General features: G+C 44.5%; 29 protein-coding genes and 3 pseudogenes. 14 read left to right on the top strand and 18 right to left on the bottom strand.

Annotated features, from left to right (window positions below):
• The first annotated feature begins 3 nt into the window (after positions 1 to 3).
• The 9 genes from KME09_21450 (at position 4) to KME09_21490 (ending at position 8,050) form a co-directional block, all read left to right on the top strand.
• Positions 4 to 468: a lipocalin-like domain-containing protein gene (locus KME09_21450; protein MBW4536505.1), complete on the top strand. Its 465-nt coding sequence runs from the start codon at positions 4 to 6 to the stop codon at positions 466 to 468.
• A gap of 81 nt (positions 469 to 549) precedes the next feature.
• On the top strand, positions 550 to 1,095 hold the full coding sequence (locus KME09_21455; protein MBW4536506.1) for a DUF981 domain-containing protein: 546 nt from the start codon (positions 550 to 552) through the stop codon (positions 1,093 to 1,095).
• 179 nt (positions 1,096 to 1,274) lie between these two features.
• Positions 1,275 to 2,111 carry an alpha/beta hydrolase gene (locus KME09_21460; GenBank protein MBW4536507.1) on the top strand — a complete coding sequence of 279 codons (837 nt, stop codon included), beginning with the start codon at positions 1,275 to 1,277 and terminating at the stop codon, positions 2,109 to 2,111.
• Between the two features lie 146 nt (positions 2,112 to 2,257).
• On the top strand, positions 2,258 to 3,016 hold the full coding sequence (locus tag KME09_21465; protein MBW4536508.1) for an NAD(P)H-dependent oxidoreductase: 759 nt from the start codon (positions 2,258 to 2,260) through the stop codon (positions 3,014 to 3,016).
• A gap of 101 nt (positions 3,017 to 3,117) precedes the next feature.
• Positions 3,118 to 3,834: a pirin family protein gene (locus KME09_21470; protein MBW4536509.1), complete on the top strand. Its 717-nt coding sequence runs from the start codon at positions 3,118 to 3,120 to the stop codon at positions 3,832 to 3,834.
• A gap of 48 nt (positions 3,835 to 3,882) precedes the next feature.
• On the top strand, positions 3,883 to 4,545 hold the full coding sequence (locus KME09_21475; GenBank protein ID MBW4536510.1) for a hydrolase: 663 nt from the start codon (positions 3,883 to 3,885) through the stop codon (positions 4,543 to 4,545).
• Positions 4,546 to 4,551: 6 nt separating this feature from the next.
• The gene (locus KME09_21480; protein ID MBW4536511.1) at positions 4,552 to 6,510 is read left to right on the top strand and encodes an amidohydrolase; all 1,959 of its coding nucleotides are present in this window, start codon (positions 4,552 to 4,554) and stop codon (positions 6,508 to 6,510) included.
• Between the two features lie 40 nt (positions 6,511 to 6,550).
• On the top strand, positions 6,551 to 7,111 hold the full coding sequence (locus tag KME09_21485; protein MBW4536512.1) for an antibiotic biosynthesis monooxygenase: 561 nt from the start codon (positions 6,551 to 6,553) through the stop codon (positions 7,109 to 7,111).
• Between the two features lie 45 nt (positions 7,112 to 7,156).
• Entirely contained in the window at positions 7,157 to 8,050 is an 894-nt protein-coding gene (locus KME09_21490; GenBank protein ID MBW4536513.1) for a pirin family protein, read from the top strand.
• 235 nt (positions 8,051 to 8,285) lie between these two features.
• On the opposite strand, the gene KME09_21495 is transcribed toward KME09_21490, so the two are convergent.
• Together KME09_21495 and KME09_21500 are read right to left on the bottom strand one after the other, a co-directional pair.
• Positions 8,286 to 8,552, bottom strand: coding sequence for a transposase (locus tag KME09_21495; GenBank protein ID MBW4536514.1), 267 nt, complete (start codon positions 8,550 to 8,552; stop codon positions 8,286 to 8,288).
• Positions 8,531 to 8,722 carry a hypothetical protein gene (locus KME09_21500; protein MBW4536515.1) on the bottom strand — a complete coding sequence of 64 codons (192 nt, stop codon included), beginning with the start codon at positions 8,720 to 8,722 and terminating at the stop codon, positions 8,531 to 8,533. The genes KME09_21495 and KME09_21500 overlap by 22 nt, the downstream gene beginning before the upstream one ends.
• Positions 8,723 to 8,839: 117 nt before the next feature.
• Here KME09_21500 and KME09_21505 point away from each other — a divergent pair.
• A pseudogene (locus KME09_21505) lies at positions 8,840 to 9,360 on the top strand (transposase).
• Between the two features lie 131 nt (positions 9,361 to 9,491).
• Here the strand turns inward: KME09_21505 and KME09_21510 are convergent.
• From KME09_21510 to KME09_21555, 10 genes are all read right to left on the bottom strand, one after another.
• On the bottom strand, positions 9,492 to 10,013 hold the full coding sequence (locus KME09_21510; protein ID MBW4536516.1) for a nitroreductase family protein: 522 nt from the start codon (positions 10,011 to 10,013) through the stop codon (positions 9,492 to 9,494).
• A gap of 2 nt (positions 10,014 to 10,015) precedes the next feature.
• Positions 10,016 to 10,300: an FAD-binding protein gene (locus tag KME09_21515; protein MBW4536517.1), complete on the bottom strand. Its 285-nt coding sequence runs from the start codon at positions 10,298 to 10,300 to the stop codon at positions 10,016 to 10,018.
• A gap of 36 nt (positions 10,301 to 10,336) precedes the next feature.
• On the bottom strand, positions 10,337 to 11,131 hold the full coding sequence (locus KME09_21520) for an SDR family oxidoreductase (protein ID MBW4536518.1): 795 nt from the start codon (positions 11,129 to 11,131) through the stop codon (positions 10,337 to 10,339).
• Between the two features lie 20 nt (positions 11,132 to 11,151).
• Positions 11,152 to 11,631: a DMT family transporter gene (locus KME09_21525; GenBank protein ID MBW4536519.1), complete on the bottom strand. Its 480-nt coding sequence runs from the start codon at positions 11,629 to 11,631 to the stop codon at positions 11,152 to 11,154.
• Positions 11,632 to 11,687: 56 nt separating this feature from the next.
• Positions 11,688 to 11,855, bottom strand: coding sequence for a DMT family transporter (locus KME09_21530; GenBank protein MBW4536520.1), 168 nt, complete (start codon positions 11,853 to 11,855; stop codon positions 11,688 to 11,690).
• A gap of 74 nt (positions 11,856 to 11,929) precedes the next feature.
• A complete protein-coding gene (locus KME09_21535) occupies positions 11,930 to 12,283 on the bottom strand; it encodes a DoxX family membrane protein (protein ID MBW4536521.1) in 354 nt (117 codons plus the stop codon).
• Positions 12,284 to 12,857: 574 nt separating this feature from the next.
• The gene (locus tag KME09_21540) at positions 12,858 to 14,219 is read right to left on the bottom strand and encodes a carotenoid oxygenase family protein (protein MBW4536522.1); all 1,362 of its coding nucleotides are present in this window, start codon (positions 14,217 to 14,219) and stop codon (positions 12,858 to 12,860) included.
• 163 nt (positions 14,220 to 14,382) lie between these two features.
• Positions 14,383 to 14,778, bottom strand: coding sequence for a hypothetical protein (locus tag KME09_21545; GenBank protein ID MBW4536523.1), 396 nt, complete (start codon positions 14,776 to 14,778; stop codon positions 14,383 to 14,385).
• Positions 14,779 to 14,827: 49 nt separating this feature from the next.
• Positions 14,828 to 15,589: an SDR family oxidoreductase gene (locus tag KME09_21550; protein ID MBW4536524.1), complete on the bottom strand. Its 762-nt coding sequence runs from the start codon at positions 15,587 to 15,589 to the stop codon at positions 14,828 to 14,830.
• Positions 15,590 to 15,719: 130 nt separating this feature from the next.
• The gene (locus KME09_21555) at positions 15,720 to 15,893 is read right to left on the bottom strand and encodes a rubredoxin (protein MBW4536525.1); all 174 of its coding nucleotides are present in this window, start codon (positions 15,891 to 15,893) and stop codon (positions 15,720 to 15,722) included.
• A gap of 479 nt (positions 15,894 to 16,372) precedes the next feature.
• Here KME09_21555 and KME09_21560 point away from each other — a divergent pair, with 479 nt between their 5' ends.
• Positions 16,373 to 20,059: an NACHT domain-containing protein gene (locus KME09_21560; protein ID MBW4536526.1), complete on the top strand. Its 3,687-nt coding sequence runs from the start codon at positions 16,373 to 16,375 to the stop codon at positions 20,057 to 20,059.
• 263 nt (positions 20,060 to 20,322) lie between these two features.
• On the opposite strand, the gene KME09_21565 is transcribed toward KME09_21560, so the two are convergent.
• From KME09_21565 to KME09_21575, 3 genes are all read right to left on the bottom strand, one after another.
• Positions 20,323 to 20,520: a hypothetical protein gene (locus tag KME09_21565; protein ID MBW4536527.1), complete on the bottom strand. Its 198-nt coding sequence runs from the start codon at positions 20,518 to 20,520 to the stop codon at positions 20,323 to 20,325.
• Entirely contained in the window at positions 20,507 to 20,704 is a 198-nt protein-coding gene (locus tag KME09_21570; GenBank protein MBW4536528.1) for a hypothetical protein, read from the bottom strand. The genes KME09_21565 and KME09_21570 overlap by 14 nt, the downstream gene beginning before the upstream one ends.
• A 96-nt stretch (positions 20,705 to 20,800) precedes the next feature.
• Positions 20,801 to 21,430: a Uma2 family endonuclease gene (locus tag KME09_21575; GenBank protein ID MBW4536529.1), complete on the bottom strand. Its 630-nt coding sequence runs from the start codon at positions 21,428 to 21,430 to the stop codon at positions 20,801 to 20,803.
• A 263-nt stretch (positions 21,431 to 21,693) separates the two neighbouring features.
• On the opposite strand from KME09_21575, the gene KME09_21580 reads away from it, so the two are divergent.
• On the top strand, positions 21,694 to 22,086 hold the full coding sequence (locus KME09_21580; protein ID MBW4536530.1) for a hypothetical protein: 393 nt from the start codon (positions 21,694 to 21,696) through the stop codon (positions 22,084 to 22,086).
• Between the two features lie 4 nt (positions 22,087 to 22,090).
• Here the strand turns inward: KME09_21580 and KME09_21585 are convergent.
• Positions 22,091 to 22,524 (bottom strand): annotated as a pseudogene (locus KME09_21585) (hypothetical protein).
• 2 nt (positions 22,525 to 22,526) lie between these two features.
• Here KME09_21585 and KME09_21590 point away from each other — a divergent pair.
• Both KME09_21590 and KME09_21595 read left to right on the top strand, forming a co-directional pair.
• Positions 22,527 to 22,958, top strand: a pseudogene (locus tag KME09_21590) (transposase).
• 188 nt (positions 22,959 to 23,146) lie between these two features.
• Positions 23,147 to 23,422, top strand: coding sequence for a hypothetical protein (locus tag KME09_21595; GenBank protein MBW4536531.1), 276 nt, complete (start codon positions 23,147 to 23,149; stop codon positions 23,420 to 23,422).
• A gap of 30 nt (positions 23,423 to 23,452) precedes the next feature.
• Here KME09_21595 and KME09_21600 read toward each other — a convergent pair whose 3' ends face one another.
• Both KME09_21600 and KME09_21605 read right to left on the bottom strand, forming a co-directional pair.
• Entirely contained in the window at positions 23,453 to 23,686 is a 234-nt protein-coding gene (locus KME09_21600) for a Nif11-like leader peptide family RiPP precursor (GenBank protein MBW4536532.1), read from the bottom strand.
• A 281-nt stretch (positions 23,687 to 23,967) separates the two neighbouring features.
• Positions 23,968 to 24,132 (bottom strand): hypothetical protein, encoded by a 165-nt coding sequence (locus KME09_21605; protein MBW4536533.1) that lies wholly within the window; start codon positions 24,130 to 24,132, stop codon positions 23,968 to 23,970.
• Positions 24,133 to 24,222 lie beyond the last annotated feature (90 nt).

Consider the following 24,222-nt stretch of genomic DNA (forward strand, 5'->3'; position numbering starts at 1 on the left):
ATTATGTCTACACCATCAATCCAGAACAATCTGCTAATTGGCATTTGGAAGTTAATTTCTGCAACTGCCATTTACGCTGATGGAACGGTGACTCCAGACGTGTATGGAACTCATCCGGTTGGCTACATCACTTACACATCAGATGGTCACATGATGGTGATGTTTTCTAGGAGCGATCGCTCACCGCTGAGTCAGGAGGTCAGATCACCGCTAACTCCCCAGATGCAATCTTTACCCGTGGAAGAGCTTGCTCAAGCATTTACAACATTCAATGCTTACGCTGGAACTTATACGTTGAGTGGCAACACAGTAACTCACCAGATCAAAATTGCATCAATTCCTAATCGCGTTGGTACAACGTTAGTTCGCACCTTTACTCTGAGTGAGAGCCGAGTGACGCTGAAAACGTTGCCAGTTTTGAGTGATGGTGTTGAGGCGGTTTTCGAGTTGGTGTGGGAGCGCATTTAATTGCTTTGTCATTTTTTGTCTAAGTCTTAACAAAACCGAACATTTGCAGGAGGTCTAATGTTTATCGATTACCTTACACTCATGCTGATTAATCTATCGGCTGGACTCGCTCTGTTAGCTGCCTATGTGTATTTTGGTCTTGGTACTTCAAATCAGAAACGCTGGATTCCTGGTTTTGGTGTAGTCGGCGCGATCGCTTTAGTCACTGGCTTACACATGACTTTTACCTGGCCCGTTATTGGTAGTTTCAATGTTGCCTTTGGTGAAACAACTGTTCTGTTTGGCATTTTGTTTGTAGGAACTTCCCTAACTCTGGCAATGGGTTGGGAATTATTTACCCTGGGCATTTATGGATTCTTTGCAGGACTGGTATCGCTTCTAATTGGCTTTCGTATCATAAACCTGGGAATAACACAACTTCCTTTGCTGTCAGGAATTGGGTTCATTCTCGTTGGCTTAGGAGGAATTTTTTCTGTACCAACCCTCTCTCTCAAATCAACCCGGCTCTTGCGAACTATTGGAGCAATTATGTTAGGTGTGGCAGCTCTCATCTTTGCTTATATCGGATTGACTGCCTACTGGGCACATCTTGCGGACTTTTCGGAGTGGACACCCCTGCCAAGATAGTCGCCGTAAAACAACCATCGTTAATTCTGAATAACATGCCTACACCATTGATTCAAAATAACCCGCTAATTGGCATTTGGAAGTTAATTTCTGCAACAGCAGAATCAAAGCCATCTTAGAGGCGGCAAACGATGCAACAGACAAAAACACATCATCAATTTACAATGGAGAAACCTCTCATGCCTTACATTACCGTTGGCCAAGAAAACTCTGCAACTATCGATCTCTACTACGAAGATCTTGGGGCAGGTCAACCGATTGTTCTGATTCATGGATTTCCATTGAACGGACATTCCTGGGAAAAGCAGGTCTTAGTGCTGCTAAATGCAGGGTATCGAGTGATTACCTACGATCGCCGAGGATTTGGTGCTTCTAGCCAACCTTCGTTTGGCTATGACTACGATACGTTTGCAGCAGATTTAAATACACTCATGACCAAGCTTGATTTGCAAAATACCGTGTTGGTCGGCTTCTCAATGGGGACAGGTGAAGTTACGCGCTATCTTGGCAAATATGGCTCAGAGCGGGTGCAGAAAGCCGTGCTGATGGCTCCAGTGCCGCCCTTCTTACTGAAGACCGATGACAATCCTGAAGGCGTTGACCAAAGCGTTTTCGATGGCATTATGAAAGCGATCGTTAAAGATCGTCCAGCTTACTTTTCTGAATTTTTCAAAGCGTTCTTCAATGTAGATGTGTTGCTTGGCGATCGCATCAGCAATGAAGCGATTCAGGCAAGTTGGAATGTGGCAGCAGGGTCTTCTGCTAAAGGGACTTTAGATTGTGTCCCGTCCTGGCTCACCGATTTCCGCGATGATCTGCCTCGCATTGATGTCCCAACCCTGATCGTTCATGGAGATAGCGATCGCATTTTGCCGCTTGAGTCCACCGCAGCAAGACTCCCGAAGCTGATCGAAAACAGTCAACTTGTTGTCATTCCTGGCGGGCCGCACGCCATCAATTGGACTCATGCCGATCGGGTCAACCCCACGTTGCTGGACTTTCTTCAGCAGAAATAATCGCTAACCTGCCGCATTTCTAACTTGTGAAAAAACTCTGTAATTCATCAGTTGAATCAGGCTCACACGCGAGGACGTGTCTGCAAAGTAAATATTGAATCTGAGAAGTATTAAATTATTTTTACACTCAAAAAATTTAGATAACAATGTCAAAACAGCTAAAACAAATAACTGAAAATCAGTGTCAAAATGCACCAGCAAAATATGACGACCTCAAGGCTCTTTTTTTAAACTGCACTCTGAATAGAACTCCTATTTTATCTCATACTGAGGGTGTAATTGATATTGCTAAAAACATTTTTGAAGCTAATGGAGTTCAGACTAAAGTCATTCGACCTGTAGACTACGAAATACCCGCAGGACTTGGGCTAGATATGTCCCAAACAAATGAATGGAATCGAGACGATTGGCCCATAATTCAACAAGAAATTGATGAAACTGATATTTTGGTATTGTGTACCTCAGTTTGGCTTGGAGAAAAAAGTTCTGTTTGTAATCGAGTTTTAGAAAGAATGTACGGTTACACTCATGTTTTAAACGCAAAAGGACAATATCGAGATTATGGAAAAGTCGGTGCAACCTTAATTACTGGTAACGAAGATGGAATTAAACATTGCGCTATGAATATTTTATTTTCTCTTTCTCATATTGGTTATACAATTCCTCCCCAAGCTGATGCAGGATGGTTAGGAGAAGTCGGTCCTGGTCCTTCTTATCTAGATCCTGGTTCTGGTGGCCCTGAAAACGATTTTACCAACAGAAATACAACTTTCTTAGCTTGGAACTGTATGCATTTGGCAAGAATGTTGAAAGATAATGGCGGAATTCCCCAATACGGAAACCAACCTGAAGTTTGGGATGCAGGTTGTAAGAGTGATTTTAAAAACCCAGAACACAAAGTATAGGGAGTTTTATTCTCAAAAGAAGACCTGAGTAATAAGTTGCGAGCGATCGCAATTATTGAATAAGCAGTACAAAGACTCAATCGTTTTTTTAGGAGTTAAAAATGAACAACGAAACTATTAACCATCTCATTCACGATCGCAATTTACGAGGTCTATCAAAAATCGGCTGGCTTGATAGCCGACATACTTTTTCCTTTAGTAGTTTTTACGACCAAAATCGGCTGGGCTTTCGCTCTTTGAGGGTGATTAACGAAGATCGGGTCACTCCAGGAGCGGGATTTCCCGCCCACAGCCATACTGATATGGAGATTATTACTTATGTTCTTGAAGGTGCGTTGGAACACAAAGATAGTTTGGGTACGGGGTCGGTTATTCTCCCAGGAGATGCTCAAATTATGAGTGCAGGCACGGGTATTACTCATAGTGAATTTAACCATTCTCAAACTGAACCAGTTCATTTTTTGCAAATTTGGATTGAGCCTAACGTTACGGGTATCGCCCCAAGATACGACCAGCGTACCTTTCCAGAAGCAGAAAAATTAGGAAAACTACGCCCAATCATCGCCCCAGACGAACGAGATGGAGCGATAAAAATCTATCAGGATGCTTATCTGTATGTTTCTGTACTCAAACCTGGAGATAAAATTGACTATGAAGTTCAACCCAATCGTTACACTTGGCTTCAGGTGGCTAAAGGCATAGTTTTACTCAACGAAGAATCCTTGAGAGCTGGTGATGGGGTGCAAATTAGTACCCCAGAACTGCTGAACCTTAGTACAGAAGTTGGGACAGAAGTTCTACTGTTTGACCTTGCTTGAAACTTTTTAGAAAACAACCATAAACAATATTAAATAGCAAAAATACTGATGAGCAAAATTGAACTTTTAACTCCTCAAAATTCCACACTATTAATCATCGACCATCAACCTCAGATGGCTTTTGGGGTGGTCAGTATAGATCGACAGACTTTGAAAAATAACGTTGTCGCACTGCTAAAAAGTGCCAAAGTATTCAAAGTTCCGACAATTCTTACTACTGTAGAAACGGAAAGCTTTAGCGGTTATATGTGGCCCGAAATTTTAGCAGTTTTTCCCGATCATGATGTATTGGAAAGAACCAGTATGAACTCTTGGGATGACCAAAAGGTTAGAGATGCTGTAGCTGCAACTGGTCGTAAAAAATTAATTCTTTCGGGATTATGGACGGAAGTTTGTATTAATATGTGCGCCTTCTCCGCTATGGCTGATGATTATGAGCTGTATGTCGTGGAAGATGCTTGTGGTGGGACGAGCGAAATGGCTCATCGTGCGTCTATGGATCGGATGATTCAGGCAGGAGTCGTGCCAGTAACCTGGCAACAAGTACTTTTAGAATGGCAACGAGATTGGGCGCGAAAAGAAACTTACGACACAACTCTAGCTGTAGTTAAAGAACACAGTGGAGCTTATGGAATGGGCGTGGATTACGCTTACACAATGATACACAAAGCACCCCAACGCGACAAACCTACGAACAAGATCCTTAGATAATAAATAATGGATAATTATCACAAGACTAAAAGACGTGATTTTTTTAAGTGGGCTTTAGCAGCGGGATTTTCTACTTATTTACTAGATCGAGGTCAATCTTGGGCGCAAAACCCTCCCGATCCCGATACCAATAAAGCCGATTTAATTCTTCACAATGCTACTATTGCTACCCAAAACGAACGACGATCTCTTGCCGAAGCTTTGGCAATCAAAGGTAATCGTTTTCTGGCGGTGGGAACAGAGAAGGAAGTGATGGCTTATCGGGGAGATAATACTGAAATTATCGACCTCAATCGCCGAACGGTAATTCCTGGGCTGAATGATACTCATACCCACCTGATTCGTGGCGGTTTGAACTACAACATGGAACTGCGCTGGGATGGTGTCCCTTCCCTAGCGGATGCCCTAAGAATGCTTCAAGAGCAAGCTCGTAGAACTCCAGCACCTCAATGGGTAAGAGTAATTGGAGGCTGGAGTGAATTTCAGTTTGCCGAACGGCGAATGCCAACTTTGACTGAAATTAATGCCGTTTCTCAAGATGTTCCTGTCTTTATTCTCAATCTTTATAATCGTGCCTTGCTCAACGGTGCTGCTTTGCGAGCTTTAGGAATCGATCGCAATACCACACCCCCTCCTGATTCTGTAATCGAGAAGGACAGTAATGGTAATCCGACAGGGATGCTAATTGCCAAACCTAACGCCACAATTCTTTATGCTGCGATCGCCCAAGGTCCTAAACTAGGTTTAGAAGACCAGTTAAACTCTACTCGTCACTATCTGCGGGAAATGAACCGCCTGGGAATCACCAGCGTAATTGATGCGGGAGGAGGAGGGCAAAACTATCCTGACGACTATCAAATTATGGATCGACTCCATAAAGCAGGGGAAATGACGGTAAGGGTGGCATATAATCTGTTCACCCAAAACCCAGGCGAAGAACAAGCTGATTTTGAACGCTGGATTAAGATTGCTAATCCTGGTCAGGGTGACGATTTTTATCAACTTAATGGCGCGGGAGAAATGTTGGTTTTCTCGGCTGCGGATTTTGAAGATTTTGCCGAACCTCGTCCCGATCTCAATCCGAATATGGAAGGAGAACTAACCGATGTTATTAAGCTTCTTTCTGCTAACAAATGGCCTTTTAGACTTCATGCCACCTATGACGAATCAATTACTCGGTTTTTAAATGTATTTGAAAATGTTAATCAGGAAGTTCCCTTTGCAGGGATGCACTGGATTTTAGACCACGCTGAAACAATTAGCGATCGCAACATTGAGCGCGTTAAAGCTTTGGGAGGAGGCATTGCCATTCAACACCGTATGGCTTTTCAAGGGGAATACTTTATAGACCGTTATGGAATAGAGGCTGCAACTCATACTCCGCCGATTAAAAAAATCATGGCGATGGATGTTCCCATATCTGGAGGCACAGACGGAACAAGGGTGGCTAGCTACAATCCTTGGGTGGGTTTGTACTGGTTGGTTTCGGGTAAAACTGTTGGCGGGACATCTCTATACTCTGAAGCAAATCGTCTAGACCGTATGGATGCTTTAAGAACCTATACTACTGCTGCTTCTTGGTTCTCCAATCAAGAAGGTAACAAAGGCTCGATTGTGCCTGGTCAACTGGCAGATTTAGCAGTTTTGTCAGAAGATTATTTTTCCATACCCGAAGAGAGGATTAAACATCTCGAATCAGTATTAACTATTGTCGATGGCAAACCCGTATACAGTTCGGCGGAATTTAATCAGTTGTCTCCTCCACCCTTACCTGTCAGTCCAGACTGGTCGCCCGTTAAATATTTTGGTGGTTATCACAATGATTCTAAGATAAGTTTATCCTCTCCCAAGCAGACGGCTAAGTATATTGGTTCTTACCATCAGCAGAATTTGAATTTATCTTCTCTGGGTACTGGCAGCCTATCTCGTTTTTGGGATGGCATAGCTTGTGCTTGCTGCTTTTAAAATCTAATATTTTGCTTCGTAGCTGAATTGAGAAAAAGTAATGAATACCGAAACAAATCTTCAAAATAAACAGGTTACAGCCGTAATTTCCCATTATATTCGTCCTGGTCGCGAATCAGGTTATGAAGAGTGGCTTGAGGGAATTTCTCAAGCAGCTAGTGAGTTTGAAGGTCATAACGGAGTAACTATCCTCAGACCAAAATCTAACTCTGGTGGTGAATATGTAATTATTTTACGTTTTAATAATTATAATAGTCTTCGTCAATGGATGCGATCGCCCGAACGTCGAGATTGGATCGAGCGAGCTAAACCCTTAATCGAAAAGCCCGAAAATGTTCAAGTTTTAACAGGATTAGAAGCCTTAGTATCTCTGCCAAATGTCGCCTCAACTCCGCCTCCTAAATATAAGACTGCCTTTGTTACCTGGATTGGGGTTTTTATATGTGTATCTACTCTAGGTCATTTTGTTGCCCCGTACTTGGCAGGTTTACCCTATCTATTGCGTCAGGCAATTATTACGGGAATAGTAGTTTTGTTGTTGGCTTATGTAGTAATGCCCAGATTAACCCGCCTGTTTCATAAATGGCTTCACCCATCATAAGATTTTTATTTAAGATCGAGTAATCTATACCTGCTGTTTGTTCTTATGACTAATATTACTCAAATACTTACTCCCCACATCAAAGATTTAGGCGGATTCAGCGCTCGTCGTAGCTTACCCCATGACGAACGGATGATGGTTGGCCCGTTCATTTTCTTCGACCATTTAGGTCCTGCCGTATTCCTCCCTGGCGAGGGGGTAGATGTGCGTCCTCACCCTCATATCAATTTAGCAACGGTTACTTATCTGTTTGAAGGAGCGTTGTTACACCGCGATAGTCTTGGTAGCGTCCGTGAAATTCAGCCTGGTGCAGTTAACTGGATGAGTGCGGGAACGGGAATCGTTCACTCGGAAAGAAGTCCAGATCGCGATCGCGCTATTAAAAGTACTCTTCATGCAATTCAAACTTGGGTGGCTTTACCCGAAACAGATGAAGAGAGCGAACCTTGGTTTCGTCATTACCCTAGTGCAGATATTCCAACCTGGACGGAGAACGGGGTGAAAATTACTCTCATTGCAGGAGAAACAAAAGATAAGATTTCTCCCGTCGAAACTCTCTCCCCTACTATTTATCTCGATCTAGTTTTTACTTCAGGAGGCAAATTTATGCTTCTTGCCGAATACAGCGAACGAGCAATTTATAGCGTTACGCCAGGAATTATTATCGATGGCAAAGAGCTAGAACAACACCGAATGGCAATCCTTGCCCCTAAAAATGAAGTCGAAATAACTGCCAAGACCGATGCTAGATGTATAGTTATTGGTGGTGAACCTGTAGGAGAACGCCATAAATGGTGGAACTTTGTCTCCAGTCGCCGAGAGCGAATCGAACAAGCTAAACAAGATTGGCAATCGGGTAAATTTTCTCAAGTACCACAAGAAACCGAATTCATTCCACTTCCTGAAGAAGAAACTGCAAGACCGCAACCTTTGAGCTAAGAGCGTTTATTAAATAACGTTATTTCATTGAGAATAGCCTTATGACGCATTTAATACTACAGCATGAAAATGATTTCGAGCCTGAGGGATAACCTCAGACTGATTTTCTCCATGACTCTAACGTTAATTATGCCCTGATTGCGATCGCGCAAGAAGTCGCTGAGTTGCTGAAGCAATCCTATCCAGGGGGAAAGCCGAGATACGTGTAAAAAAGTGCAAGATAGCCCTCAAGATCTTACTCAGACTGAGTTTCAAAAATATCAACTGGTAGATTAATCGCCCCCTCAAATGGTTGAGGAATGTTCTTCAAATCCACCACGTAATCCCCGTACCGCTTGAGATTGCGGTTGATATAAGGACTCATAGTTGCCAGCATTCGGCGAGTAATCTTAAATCCCTCTGCACTCAAAGAATGAATTACTCTGGTCATATCTACCGTATTCTGGAGAATTACGGCACTAGCGACTAAATCTAGATATTTTAATCGCTTTTCTTGTTCCACAGGGTCATTGTCTGTAATGACTTCATCTTTGCCAAAAAATTCATTAAACCCAATAATCCCGTTTTACGAATGGTACGACTGGTAACAAATTTTATTTCTTCAATCGTTGGGGTGTAAAGTTCGTGAAGCTCTTTATGGTCAGAATAACGTTTAAACTGAGGATAGGCCATTGGTCACAAGTTAAGGAAATAAGCAGAAAGTCAAGAGAGAGCAAGAATCGTGTGAAACTTAGAATTAACAAGTAATTGAGCGATTCTAATCTCTATGAGTAAGAGCAAAAAACTCAACATGTAGTGGCAGATTTGTATCGTAAACGATGGCGAATTGAACAGGCTTTTAATACTGTTAAAAGGTTACTTGGTTTAAGTTATTTATGGACTGGTTCACTGAACGGGATTAAATTACAGATTTGGGCAACTTGGTTGTTTTATGCTGTTTTAATAGACTTAGGTGATGCTGTCCTAAAGGACGACGCGAAGCTAGTCCTAAAGGATAAGCTCCGCAAATGCTTTAGCATACCGCTCCGCATATAGCTGATGAACTAGCCTTACCTGTTGACTGTATTTCTTTAGAGATAATTTATCGAGGTCTTTATCATTTTTCTGTAGCTAGTCAAAAAGGTTTAACTAACGACCCGATTAAATATTTTGCTGCACCAGAGAATCAGGATTTGGGCGTAGTTAAATCAATACGAAAACCTCCTGTTCGACTGATTATTGCTCCGTTTCCTGACCGACAGAAAAATTCAGCCGATTTCTTCTTTGCGCCAAATTCTCAAACCCTCTTGACAACTGCTATTCAAGCTTAACTTGTGACCAATGGCTCCAAACTCATTTTTGCTACTTCAATATTTCAAGGACTTCAGAAATTGGCCGACGAGGTTTTTGCGGCCAGTTTCGATCGGTGGGATATCCGACAGAAACTAACATGACTGGAATTTCATTTTTTTTTTAGGCCAAATTCGATTGATACAGCATCCCGATCGAATCCTATCATTGGCCCGGCTCCAAGACCCATACCTTCGGCCGCCAACATAAGCGTCATTGCACCTAATAAGGCACTTCGGACGGCTTCATCGCGTTGTCGCCAGCTTTGATTTAAATAAAGACTGCCAGCACCTGCTACCCAACCCTCAATCATATTTTCAGGCATAATCTTAGCATCTACTGCCGGACGAAGACGTTGAGGTAATGTCTTCTCATCTGCCATTTGACCACAAATTATAAAAGTGACAGCTGCTTCGGTTATCTTCGCTTGGTCCCAGGAAATCTTACGCAATTTAAGTTTTGCTTCATCACCCATAACGGCAATAAAACGCCAATTCTGGAGATTAAAAGATGTGGGGGCTTTTGTGGCGAGACGAATTAGCTCTTTAATCTGCTCCTCGTCTAATTTTTTTGTTTGATCGAATAAAGCCGTTGTTCTGCGGTTATCAATTAATTTCAAGATTTGATTGTTCATTTTCATCTCACTTTAAATTTTAGGTCTTGTATTAGGGATGGGTTGATTTCTTTGACCCCGATCGCTTGAAATTTGATGCTTTTGTAGGGTTTGAGTTGGTCGCGCCCAATGTTCAGCAGTTCATGGGGGCTGATGCCGTCGCGGGTGAAAAAACTGTGCGACTCGTGGGCGGCAGCATTGCGGGGATTACCTTTGTCGCAGACTAAGACTCGATGGCGACTTCTGCCCAAAAGCAGTGCCGCACTGAGTCCGGCGGAGCCGCCACCGACAATGACACAATCGTAAATCTCCTAATTTCTTCTGTCCTGATTTGCAGGACGATGCTAGACAATCGATCGCACCACGCCGCCATCGACTCGCAGTGCAGCACCATTAATCGCAGATGCCAGAGGACTGGCAACAAACGCCACCAGTGCAGCGACTTCAGATGTTGATGCAAATCGCTGGATCAACGAAGAGGGACGCATCTTGGCGAAAAACTCTTTCTCGACCTGTTCAGGCGTTGCGTGTTGCTCCCTGGCTAATTCCTGGATAAAGCCTTCTACCCCTTCAGAGCGGGTGGGACCCGGCAACACCGAATTCACTGTGACATTACTACCAACTGTGGTTTCAGCTAAACCACGAGCAAGAGCCAACTGTGCGGTTTTTGTGACACCGTAGTGAATCATTTCCATTGGAATATTCAAGGCAGATTCACTAGAGATAAAAATAATGCGTCCCCAGTTCTGGTTCAGCATCAGCGGCAGGTAATGGCGAGAGAGTCTGACACCGCTCATGACGTTTACCTGGAGAAATTTCATCCATTCGTCATCAGAAATATCTGTAAAGGCTTGAGACCCATAAATTCCCAGGTTGTTCACCAATATATTGACTTCTGGAACCTGCTGAAATAGCGCTTCGGCTCCCGCTTGGGTGCTGAGATCCGCTACGACTCCCTGCAACCTGGCATTGGGTGCGCTTTGCTTAATTCGATCGATGGCATCACTAACGCGCTCTTGACTGCGGCCATTGATCATTACCATTGCGCCTTCGTGGGCAAGAGTAGTGGCGATCGCCAGCCCGATACCCGCTGTTGAACCACTCACCAGAGCCGTTTTGTTCGCTAACTGAAAGTCCATAACTTAAGTTCCTTTATCCTTCATTTCAAATCGTTTCGAGTGGTAGAGTCTAACAGATGTATCTGGGTTGAGGCGACAGCAATAAATAGGACGACAATGCCCAAGATTCTCGTACTGCTAATCGGTTTGCTAGCAACCCCAAACCAGCCAAACATATCGATTGCAACTGACATTGAGAGTTGTCCAAAAATGGCAGCTAACAAGCTAGCTGCAAGCCCCATCTGAGAAATTGCTAACAAACTAAACACTACCCCCGCGCCACCCGCCAAACCACCGCCAAACATCCACCAAGGCTGTGTTGGTAGCTGATTCAGTTCTGGAAACTCGATCGCTCCAATGCCAAACAAGATGAGAAGAAACAGAGATCCACCCGCAAAATTAATCGACGCGGCAGCCAATGAATTGTCTAAGAAACTGCGAAGTCGACTGCTTGCAGTCAAAGATAGCGTGATGCACACGCCACCTAAAATCGCTCCTGCTAACGCCAGTAGTATTGCCATAATGTCCTGTCCTTATAAAAGTTCTGGTAGAGTCAGCAAACCGATGGCAAGACAAATTAAGATTGTCTTGTTGCCAATAATCCAGCTAGTGCTGAGCTTGCCACTAGCCCTGACACAAAAGCAGTAAAAGGAACCGATTGAGTCGCATGAGCAAGTTGGGCATTCAGTACAGCCTGAACAGGGACAAGTGCACCACTTACTAGAGCAAAAAGAATTGCAATCATCAGAACTTACGCAGTGAGAGGAAAAAAGATTCGGTAGCAGCCCCTCTAAATTGAGGTATGAGCTTTACGCCCTTTTATTTCCCAAATAAGAGGTAGTCAACTGAAAGAATTCCAGGACCGATAAAAACAAACGCGATCGCGATCGCCAAATCGATAATGGCTGGCTCATAGGTTGAGCCTGGGGTGTTATACGGTTCCTTTACAAACACGCTGTGGAACACGGTTAGATGAATGAACAATGCGACAGCCATTGCTCCTGCTAAACCTAAAGCGGCAACTGGTGTTAGGAAACCAGCAGCGATCGCAATCCCACCAAAGAAGATGCTGAAAGCGCCAATGATTTGCCAAATAGCAGGATAGCTGGGCAGTTTTCCTTCCTCCATCCAATGCTGTGGATTTTTGACCATGGGTAATCCATGCAGGGTCATGGCAGTACCCCAAATGATTCGGAGCAACAGAAGTGCCCAGGCCGCAAAGCCATCCAAAAATGGTGGTAAAAATTGTGTCAGAGTCTTGAGTTCCATAGTAAATCTCACAAGTAATGGATTCATATTCATCAAAACGTGGAACGATTTTTGAACGTTGTACAAGCGATATTAGGGAATCAGTCTGCAACTTGAGCAGATCGAGCAAGGCTTGTTAGTTTTCAGGGTCGATCGTTATTGAACACATCGATCGACGTCGCAACCCTACTGTTGACTTGAGTGGTTGCCGGAAGGTGTTGGGTAGCCATTAAGAGGTTCTCCAGTTTGAAACGTGAAACCGAAAGATTTTAGGGTGTCTATTCAGGCTTTGTGGTAACTGTTTTGAGTGTAGCGATCGCCTTGAGGCAAAAATTTTCCCAATTGATGTCCCTTTTCACTGCAAGATGAGATTACTGTAGTCCACTAACCTTTTGTGCAACATAGTTGAGCGCATAATTCAAGTGATGGCTGAGAGCATCTAAATCATCTAGACAATGAAAAAAATTACTTGACATCTATAGGAGCATCAACGCCCTCACTAGGCTTGAAGAGTAGACTCAGGAACCCAATCGCCATGAAAACCAAAAGGAACACGCTGAGGTAATCTGACTTCAGCAACGGGTGCGGCAGTAAAATCCAGCGCATCTAAAATCACTAAATCTGAGGTGTTAGTATTGCCGTCATACACAAACGTCAAAATCCATCCATCGTCTTCGCTCTTTGCATCTTGTCTGGGTATGAAGACTGGCTCACCTGCTGAATACCCCTCTCCATAGTTGTGAATTAGAGCAGTTCCCGTAACCAGATCCTGCTTAATTGTGCCAGCGTAGGAGCTTCCCTCTCCAAACGTTGCAAGATAGGCATATTGGTAAGGCAATGAGAGGTTGTGTGGATTGATTCTAGGGAACTCTTGATAGCGCTCGTCGAGTCGAGTTTCAGTCATTTTTCCATTACTAGGATCAAATCTCCATCGATCCAAAGTGGATAGAGAATCACCAAACGGTCCGTGTAAGTCTCGATCGAACATCCGTTCATAGCGACATACATCCATAATGACGCTACCATCCTCAGCATCGTAGGCGTTGACAGGATGATAAACATAACAAGGGCTGACTTCAAACCATTGAATGTCTGTAGCAAAACCCTCTCGCGGCATGAGTCCAATTCGTGCGCCGTAGTCATTGTTCCAGCGAAAAGGATTGGGATGTCCCGATTGCGCCATCTGCAAATTCAGTAACACTGGGAAATCAAACACGATCGCATATCGCTGAGTTAGCCCCATAGCGTGAAGCATGGTCATTCCCGGCAGTGAAATATTCTCCGTTCGACGTACCCGACCATTGTTACCAACGACAACGTACTGCACATAGTCCCAGGTGTCCCAGGAATAACAAAGAGCATGAAGCTCGCCTGTTTTGGGATCTAACTGAGGATGGGGGCTGAAAGCACCAGGTAAAGTACCGAAGAAATTGTTGCGGCAAACGCTGTTAAGTTCTCGATCTAGCTCAATTGGGTAAGTTCCTCCTTCGACTAATGCCCACAGCTTTCCTGCGAAACCGATGATGTTGGTGTTCGCAGCAAAATCATGGGCGTGAACCGGACCACCAATGTCAGATTCATCTAGAACCGCTCGTACCGTATCCCCTCTAACCCATCGATTGCGGTACCAAAGCGCCTTACCGTTTCTGAGGCAAACACCATGCACCATGCCTTCGCCCGCAAAATTGTGATAAGTGCTGGGTTCGGGTTTGCCGATCGCATTAGGACCATTCCGTAGAAATAGCCCATTCAGTTCGTCGGGGATCTTGCCTGCGGTCGGTAAATCAACTGCCGTTTTTTCCTCTTTGACGGGAGCGAAATTACCTTCAAGGTAGTGGTTGATGAAGTTTGCGATATCCATTGTAAAAGGCTCCTTTTTCTACTTTTTTCACCGCCAGTTCGCTTTCCGACGCAGAGCGACAGGAACGCGACTGGCTCACTTGTCCCTTTCTCAACATGTTCATGATTTTGTATCCTTTTATTGTTTGTCTTGCCGTGTTGAACAACCCAAATCCCGAATACTACTAACTTGGCAAAAGTACAATCGCACGAATCTCTAGGATCAGCCCTTCAAGAGCCAGTTCGGTGATCCCGATGGCTGTCCAAGCTGGGTTCCAATCGCGGAAAAACTTCTTTTTCTCTGTAGTTACCAGCAAAAGATGTTCTCGCAAGCCGACATGATAGGTGGTGATATCAACAACATCTCGCGGGCTGGCGGGAATTGCCTTAATGATCTCTCCCAAGTTAGCAAAGGCGCGCGCAATCTGTGTTTCCGCATCCTCACTCACGCTTCCGTTTTCTTCCACTCCACCTTGGCCGGAGATAAAGGCGAATCTGCCAGATGTATTTACACCAGGAACATAATCAAAGGCTTCGTAATTGGCTTTGTGATGATCGGTTTTGATCCATTGGGGTTGCATTGTTAAGATCCTTTCTTGATGAATAAGCTGATTGCCTAACGGCGGTGAATTATAGGTGGAACCCTCCACTCGCCTCAATGTATTGTCCAGTCATCCAATGACTATCGGGAGAAGCAACGAAAGCAACAACATCAGCAATGTCCTCCGCTTGACCAACCCGACCCAGCGCCGTCATGCTGGCAATGGATTGCTGTGACTCTGGTTGACGCAACCAGCTTGCGTTCATATCGGTGTCCGTCGCACTTGGCGCAACTGAATTAACGGTAATCCCGCGTGAACCCAGTTGGGCTGCCAGTGTCAATGTCAGCGTATTGATTGCACCCTTCGTCAAGTTATAGGCAGCAATACTTGGAGCTGCAACCCGGGTTACGGTTGAGGAGAGGTTGATGATGCGTCCACCATCTCGCAGTCTGGGTAATGCTTGTTGAATCAGGAAAAATGGAGCCTTCACATTAACGGCGAACGATTGATCGAAAATTTCCTCCGTTGTGTTTTCTATCGTGGCTCTGAGGACAATGCCTGCATTATTCACCAAGATGTCAAATTGTGCTATTCCTGTTTTCTCGATCAAAGCTGCATCAAGTGCATCATACAGAGCATATACACCTTTAAGGGTATCGAGTTCTGCCCGGACTAAAAACGCTGTTCCACCATTAGATGTAATGGATTGAACAACTTCATTCGCTGCATCCTGATTGCGACCGTAATGAACCGCAACCTTAGCACCGTCTTTGGCTAATCGCAGGGCGATCGCTCGACCAATGCCTCGACTTGCACCCGTGACCAGCGCTACTGAACCATGAATAGTCATATCTATCTCCTTATCATAAAACTAACGGAGTGAGAGAATCTTTGAATCTTTATACATCAAAGGTTTGAGGTTAACTGTGCAAATCAGCGTTTCACGGTTTAGAACGCATTACCTTTTGCGACACAACCCGCTAAACTCCCCCTGGTAGAACTGGTTGAAACTTTGCCTTCTTAGCGCCACAGACTGGACAGACCCAATCTTCCTGCAGATCTTTAAAAGCGGTTTCCGGAGCAATTCCAGACTTTGGATCGCCCTCTGCCAGATCATAAATGTGACCACAGACCTTACATCTATATCGTTCCATCAGTACCCCTTGAGTAGTATTAAAAAAGCTTGGAAGATTTGTCATTTGTTAACCGTCTAGTTCACTAACTTGATGGCGAATCCGTTGCAGCAGAAACTTAGCCTGTCGATCGGGTTGGAGTCGTAAAACTGGATTACTGCTAGAAATCGGGGAATTGTGCAGGTTATTATGCCGTTAGCGGTAGGAGATAGTGGTTTGCTAATTCCTTTCCCTTACGCCTTTGAACTTGATATCACTACATTAGGGCAGTTTTTTGAATTTGTCGTTACAGGAAAATTAAGGACTTTAGTCCCCTAGAATTAAGTTATCACTAAGTCTAAATACTCAGTTCTACCTTAACTTTCGATCTGATTTTGCTCAGCCTGGAGAAGCTGTAGCCCTCACTAGTACTCGATTGTGAACAATGTAATGCAGGATACCAAAAGTTAAGGTGAGTCGCGGTAAAATCGGGCAGTACTGATCAATCGGGTTGGGCAGCGATGGAGATTGAGCAGATGCTACAGATTGCCAATTCAGCCATGTTTGCCCACAACGGCAGACGACTCAGCGAAGTGGAAGCGGCACTCTTGCTTGGCTCCATACAGCGGCAGCCTTACGAGCAAATTGCCGAAGCGTCTGGGTATGCCGTCAGCTATCTCAAGCATGATGTGGGTCCCAAGTTCTGGAAATTGTTAGGGCAGGCACTTGGAGAACCTGTCAGCAAAACCAACTTTCGAGGGGCATTAGAACATCAATGGCGGCAGTCGCTGATTGGTGTGACCCAAACCCAGGCTCTAGCAGTTGAGCCGACTGCCTTACCTCCAGCCACCGCTGCTCAACCCGTCCTGCATCAGCCCCAGGCTGACTGGGGAGAAGCGATGGATGTCACCCAGTTCTATGGGCGAACTGGGGAACTGCAAACCCTAGAACAGTGGATTGTGACGGAGCGCTGTCGAGTCGTGGCACTGCTGGGAATTGGTGGAATTGGCAAAAGCGCCCTGGCTGCCCAACTGGGGCAGCAGATTCAAACTCAGTTTGAGGTGGTGGTGTGGCGATCGCTGCAAAATGCTCCGCCGTTTGAGGAGTGGTTAGAAACAGTGCTGCCTATCTTGCTCCAGTCACAGGGAGAGGACATCGCTGTGCCGAGTAGCCTGGATAGGAAACTACTGAAGCTAATGCAGGGGTTGCGTCAAAAGCGCTGCTTACTGGTTCTGGACAATGCTGAGACGATTTTGAGTGCGGGGCAAACCGGACAGTATCGAGCGGGCTACGAGGGATATGGTCAACTGTTCAAAGAGATTGGGGCGGTGTCCCATCAGAGTTGCTTGCTGCTCACCAGCCGCGAAAAGCCCAGAGAAATTGTGCCACCAGAAGGTCAGGAACAATCGGCACGAACGTTGCTACTGAAGGGACTGAACCCAGAAGCCGGACGAGAACTCTTTCGCTCCAAAGGAAACTTTGCGGGTACGGCATCGGAATGGGAACGATTAGTGGCACACTATCGCGGCAACCCCCTGGCGCTGAAGCTGGTGGCAGCCACGACTCAAGAACTGTTTAATGGCAGGATTGCTGAGGTATTGAACTATCTCCAGCAAGGGTTAGCTGTCTTTGATGACATTCGAGACTTGCTCCAAAGACAGTTCGATCGCTTGTCTGAGATTGAGCAGGAAATGATTTTTTGGTTAGCGATCAACCGGGAACCGAACTCGCTGCCTGAGTTAAATCGAGATATTGTCACCACGCTCTCCAGGCGCAGACTTCCAGATGCAATGCAGTCTTTGTTGCGGCGATCGCTGATTGAAAAGGAGGGTGAGCGCTTCTTTCTCCAACCTGTCGTGCTGGAGTATGCGACCGATCAGTTTGTTCAGTGCGTCTCTGAAGAAATTGCCAGACAAACACCAGAGCGACTCAGAACCCACGCGCTGATCAAAGCCCAGGCAAAAGACTATGTCCGAGAGATGCAGAAGCGGTTGATTGTCGAGCCGATCGCTGAACAATTGCTGCTCCAGTTTGGCAATTCACAAGCCCTTGAGCAGCAGTTGAAAACCCTGTTGGCGCAGCAACAGCAAGCACCTCAGCCAAACTATATTGCGGGTAACCTACTCAACCTGCTGGTGCATTTGCAAAGCGATTTACGAGGCTGTGACTTTTCGGCTCTCACCGTATGGCAAGCCGACTTACGGCAGGTCAACCTGGCAGGGGTCAATTTTCGCAACGCTGATTTGGCAACCTCTGTGTTTGCAGAGACCTTAAGTGGCATTGTGTCAGTCAGCTTGAACCCAGATGGCAGCTTGCTGGCAACCGGCGATGTGGATGGTAAGCTTTCCCTCTGGCGAGTGATCGATAGTCAACAGGTTTTGACATTGCAAGGACATTCTGGTTGGAGAACAGTCACCTTCAGTCCCGACGGAAAAACGCTAGCCAGTGGCAGTCATGACTCGTTGATTCGGTTGTGGGATGTGCAGCACCTCGATCTTGAGCCATCCAATCCTGCAAACCTGGCTGAAGTGAGTGATTCCAGCCCTCTCCCAGTCACCTGTCTCAAAACACTGCGGGGTCATTTTAGTCGGGTTTGGACGATCTCGTTCAGCCCCGATGGTCAACTGCTGGCGAGTGGTAGTAGTGACCAAACGATTCGGCTTTGGAATGCCCGCGACGGAACCTGCCTAAGGGTTTTGCAGGGTCATACGGGTGAGGTCACTTCTGTCAGCTTTAGTCCGAATGGACAGATGCTGGCAAGTGCCAGTGAAGACGCCTCGATCCGATTGTGGAGTATTGAGCATGGAACCACCCTCAAAACATTGCAAGGACATATCCGTTGGGTTTGGGCAGTCGCGTTTAGCCCGGATGGACAGACCCTCGCGAGTGGTGGTGACGATCGCACGATTCGACTGTGGAAGGTGGAGACGGGCATTTGCCGCAAAACACTGCAAGGGCATACTAGTTGGGTCACCTCACTCAGCTTCAGTCCCAATGGTCACAGCATTGCCAGTAGCAGCGAGGATGGCTCAGTGCGGTTGTGGAGTGTGCAGGATGGAACGTGCTTCAAACTGTTGCAAGGTCACAGCAGTTGTGTTTGGGAAGTTACATTCAATCCAGATGGTCAAATCCTCGCGAGTGGCAGTGCAGACCTTTCAGTTCGGTTGTGGGATATCCAGGGTGTCACCTGCCTCAAGACGTTTCAGGGACGAACCAATGGGGTTCGTTCAGTCAGCTTTAGTCCGGATGGCTCTATGCTAGCCAGTGGCAGTCATGATGCTCTCGTGCGGCTATGGGATTGGCAGCAAGAAACTTGCAAGGCTTTACCAGGACACACAAATTGGATCTGGGCAGTTGCATTTTACCCGAATGGTCAAATGGTGGCGAGTGCCAGTCAAGATCAAAGCATTCGGCTGTGGGATGTGCAGAACAGCACCTGCTGCCAAACATTGCAGGGACACACGAGTTGGGTTTGCTCGGTCAGTTTCAGCCCCAATGGACAAATGTTAGCGAGTGGCAGCCATGACGACTCAGTGCGGCTGTGGGATGTGCGAGATGGCACCTGCCTCAGAACCCTACACGGTCATACGGGTTGGGTTTGGGCAGTCGCCTTTAGCCCAGATGGACAAATGTTAGCGAGTGGCAGCAATGACGACTCAGTGCGGCTATGGGATGTGCGAAGTGGCATCTGTCTCAAAACCTTACAAGGACATACGGCTTGGATTATGTCCGTTGCCTTCAGCCCAGATGGTCAGACGCTAGCAACTAGCAGCTCAGACTTCTCAGTTCGATTGTGGAATGTGCAAGACGGAACGTGCTTAACAACGTTACACGATCATACCAGTGAAGTTGGCTCAGTTGCCTTCAGCCCCAATGGTTGTATCCTGGCTAGTAGCAGTCTCGACCAAACTATCCGGCTATGGAATGTCCGAGACGGCACCTGCCAGAAAGTCCTGCAAGGGCACACCAGTGAGGTCTATTCAGTTCAGTTTAGTCCAGTTGACGTTAGCCTGCCATCCGGTACAGGTCCGATTCTGGTCAGTGGGAGTCAGGATGAAACCATTAAGCTGTGGAATCCGACAACAGGTGAGTGTCTCAAAACGCTGAGAGCCGACCGCCTTTATGAGGGCATGAACATTCGGGGTGCTCAAGGATTAACAGCCGCGCAGCAAGCCACGTTGAAAGCATTAGGGGCAGTCGAAGCCTAAAGAGACGGCTTACGGCTGTCGCTTCTGTGCGATCGTTCTAGTAGTCTGTCAAGTTTGAAATGAGGGATAAAGTCGCTTCAGCTTAATCCGAGCATCCGCTGTGGTAGGCGTATGACCACGATTCGTGAATTAAAGGGTCATATCAACCTCAAATCAGCAAATAGCAATAGTTTTAGATGTAACATCTAGTGCAGAAGTTATCGGTAGTAAAAATAATTTTGAGTTGAAAAAAGCTTGATTTATATATAGGACTTACGCAAGAATCATTTCGAGAACAGTTTCACTTTATGTTCTTGAGGAAAACCTTTAACTTTGATTATTTTGCCTTTGCTTAGTTCTTCGTCATCCCACTCCAAACTATCAATCCTTTGATATAAATCAATCCCAGCAGAATCATCTACTTGACGATTATTTTTGAGAGGACAATAATAATACTTAGAGAGTGATTCAATCAATAACATTACTTTTTTCGTTGCGTACCAGGTATCCATCAAAACTCCTAAAAATGGAAGTTGCTTGTATGACATCTCCTTTAACGTTGACTTTTTTGGTAGCTTTCTTTTCAGTTGCAACCATTTTTGGCTCAACAACTTCAGAAACAACGGATTGAACTTTAGCTTTAAGAGTAATAGTAGAATTAGTCATGAGTTTAATACCTATTTTGATTAAATGTTTAATTTTAGTTTTTAATTCTTACCCGAAGGGTTCTTAAAAAGCTATTAATTATTCACGGGTAATTGCTTATTCTTCAAGCAGATCGGAAATTTCTGTTTTTAGTTCTCGAACAAATTTTGTTTCGATAGATAAATGACCTTGGGTAAGCCCTTGACCAATGTGTTTATTGAGCAAAGACTTGGTTAGTTTTTCCAAAGACTTGCTATGGTTAACTTGATTCCAGCTTGAACCGATTAACCAGTAAATTTTCAGTTCGTTGTTCTGCCAGAGCCACACTTCTTTGACGTTAAGATTTTGATATTTATCTAAATCCGTTATGCCACCACTGGAATAGATTACTTCAACAGCTAGATCTGGTATGTCCTTTTCAGTATTGAAGCAGTACTGAGCATCGGGTTGCTTGGCGCTATGAGGTGGATTTCGGATATCTGTAGAGCCTAAAGCAAAATATTCAATCCCGAACGCCCTGCAATAGGCATTAATTAATATAGTTATGGTTTGGGTAATACGTTCGTGGTTCCGACTTGGGGACATTAATGTAATTACTTGTTCATAATAAGAAATGCGATAATTTGAATTATTATTATTCGCCAACGACTCATAATCTTCCCAGGTCATATCTGAGAGAGCGACAGTGGTATCTCTTTCTTTGATATTAGGTTTTGATAACGGTAAATTTATTTGAATATCAATCATATTGCTTTAAAGTTTTTTACGTTGCCAATGCGCGATCGCTAGGAATATTATTAATATTGTAAGCTTTGCTTATGAATCTGATGAATCAAAGCTAGGACTCATTTATAGTGTTGTTAAGATGGTTTGGTACATATCTTGGTAACCAGCATTTTGACGAGAGCTTATCATTTTTCCCTGAAAGGATTGATTAATTTTTAGATTGTCAGCAATTTAGTTAAGCTACACTGAAACAATTAAATTGAGCATTTATTAGGACTTTTGCTGTGGCGATCGCTAACACCAAATCTAAAGCAGAACAACTTAAGCAAATTCAGGTACTATTATCTACGGCTACTAACTCTAGGCAGCGTGTGATGTACGAAGGAATGCTATCTAAGTTAAAAAGTCAAATAAAAGAAGAAGAGGCTGCGAAAAAGTTACAGCAGTCTGAGGCGAAGGTTAAAGCAAAGTTAGAACCCAAGCAGCAGGGGATAATTCAGTCAAAGGTTGCTGTTCAAAAAGAGCCTCAAGCAGACGATAATCGCGGAAGGCGGGAACGTAGAAGCCTTGGCTTTCAAAGCCAGGGAACGAGTGACCAGAAAGTCAAAAACAAGGGGAATAAAGCTTTAGAGAGAGCGTCCAAAGTTATTAAAGATTTGGCGTTGCTGAATGAGTAATGATTTAGGCGCTCGCGGTCACAGTTTTGAACTTAAGATAGTGGAGTAATAGACGAATCGAATATTTGAGCATTTCAATTGATTTTGAGGAACACAAAGTCTTTCGGTGCTTGCCCTTGCCCATGAGGGTAAACGAGCCAAATAGTGTCTAAGTCGAGTATTTTCTCCTTCGACCTGCGAAAGGCAGGCGGACGGCGCACAGCTTGAGGTCACCTCAAGCTTGCGTACCGCTCTTGTCATGTAAGTTTTACTCACAAGATGGTCTTCTGGTTGAATAAAACAAGGATAAACAGGATAACCATCGCTCACGTACCAAAAACTCTGCCAACATTTGATAGTCAACCAAAGACACTTAAATGTTTCGCTACTGCGATCGCCGACTGTCCATAATCGAATACCTGGTTGCCAATGATTCACCACAGTCCAAATCCAAACCTTTGGTAGTAGCAGTAAGTCTGATTTCATCCTTACCCGAACTAGGTGAAATATCACACAAGTCAATCTCTTATTTAGCGGGTTTAGCACCTCTTAACAAGGACAGTCCTAAAGGATACCGCTTCGCATATGGTAAATTCAGCGGTAAGCGAAGAATTTATGGTGGGCGAGCTAAAATTCGCTGTCCTAAAGGATACCGCTACGCATATGTATTGTATATGGCCGCTTTGGTGGCAGTTCGATTTAATCCTGTCATCAAAGCTTTTTATGAGCGTTTACTTGCTCGAGGTAAGCTCAAAAAGGTGAGGGGCTGTCGCCTGGGGTCTCCCCAGGCGTTTATAAGCCCCGTAGCCCTTACAGCTTGTATGCACAAGCTTTTGATCATTTTAAATGCCATGATGAAAAATAATCAAACTTGGGCAACTTCAAATAATTAACCGATTTTAACTGGATTCACTAATATCCACACATCAAAAAAACTTTGATGTTAAACTGCGATGTCTGAAAATCCAAGCAAGTTTAATTTAGCGATCACCTGAAAAGACAAATTAAACTTGACATTCAAGACAATCGCTTTAGGACTTTATCCACTGAAGCTAATGAACAACCCAAAACTAATGAAGTATTGGAAACTGATAGAAATAACCCTAGGAAAACTATAACCCCCAGTAAAAAGCGAAAAAAGGGTTATGGGACTGGATACATCGAATGTAAACCTATTCAACGCGGTGGCAAGAAGTATCAACAGTATTGGTATCACTATGAGGAATGGCGGTCGGGCGATCGCCTGACGAAGAAATCTCGTTATATTCCCAAGCGTTTGTTGGCACGAGTGGAGAAGTTGGAGGCGGAGAAAGCACCAGTGAGGGCGATTTTAGAGGTGTTGGGGATGAAGGGGTAGGGCGATCGCTCCGCGCAATCGCCAAGGCTTTTATTTCGGGAAGATATGTCGTCTAAGTCCAATACCTGGATTGAAAATACCTGCCACATCCTCATCAGACAATTGGCTGAGTTGAGCCTCTAAATCTTCGACCTTCAAGTCATAGCCTCTAGCTTTAGCCAGCTTAATGAAAGCTTTTGGATTGCCAAGGGCTTTCTGTCTTTCTTGTTGAGCATGGGCTTGTTCTACTTTTTTATAGATTCGAGTAGCATTTTCCTTAGCCATGATTGTGCCTCCTTTTGCAAGGATGAATTGTATAGGTTTTTCGGACTTTTCACACTTTGATTTAATATAACTAAAAATTATATTAAACATAATTTATTATAACTCAGAATTATTTTATAACTAACTTATTGTTGAACTTTGATCAGAATCGCACTAATTGGCATTTGAGTAGCAAGTGTGCAGATAATTACTCTAAGCCTGAAAGTTCTTGGCTCTCCAGTGTTCTAGAACTCAAAGTGGCGATCGCCCGTGGAAAATAGAGCGATCGCTGGTTGAAAGTTTTACTTCATCAGTAATTTGTAGAAAACACTAATAGCTAGAACAAAGCAAGTCAAATCACCAACACTGGTATTACCAGGAATGGGAATCGACGGGTTTTGTCCTTCAGAGAGTTTAGGATTAACTTCCACTTGAGCTATTAGGTTTTCTTTATTAATTTTTTTCATAATTTAAAAAATAATTGTTATTTAACAAATGATTGCTATTCAATATTGATAAGTTTGAAATAGATATTTATTTAAGCTTGGCGGATGATT

It is taken from the genome of Pleurocapsa minor HA4230-MV1, from assembly GCA_019359095.1.
Classification (GTDB): domain Bacteria; phylum Cyanobacteriota; class Cyanobacteriia; order Cyanobacteriales; family Xenococcaceae; genus Waterburya; species Waterburya minor.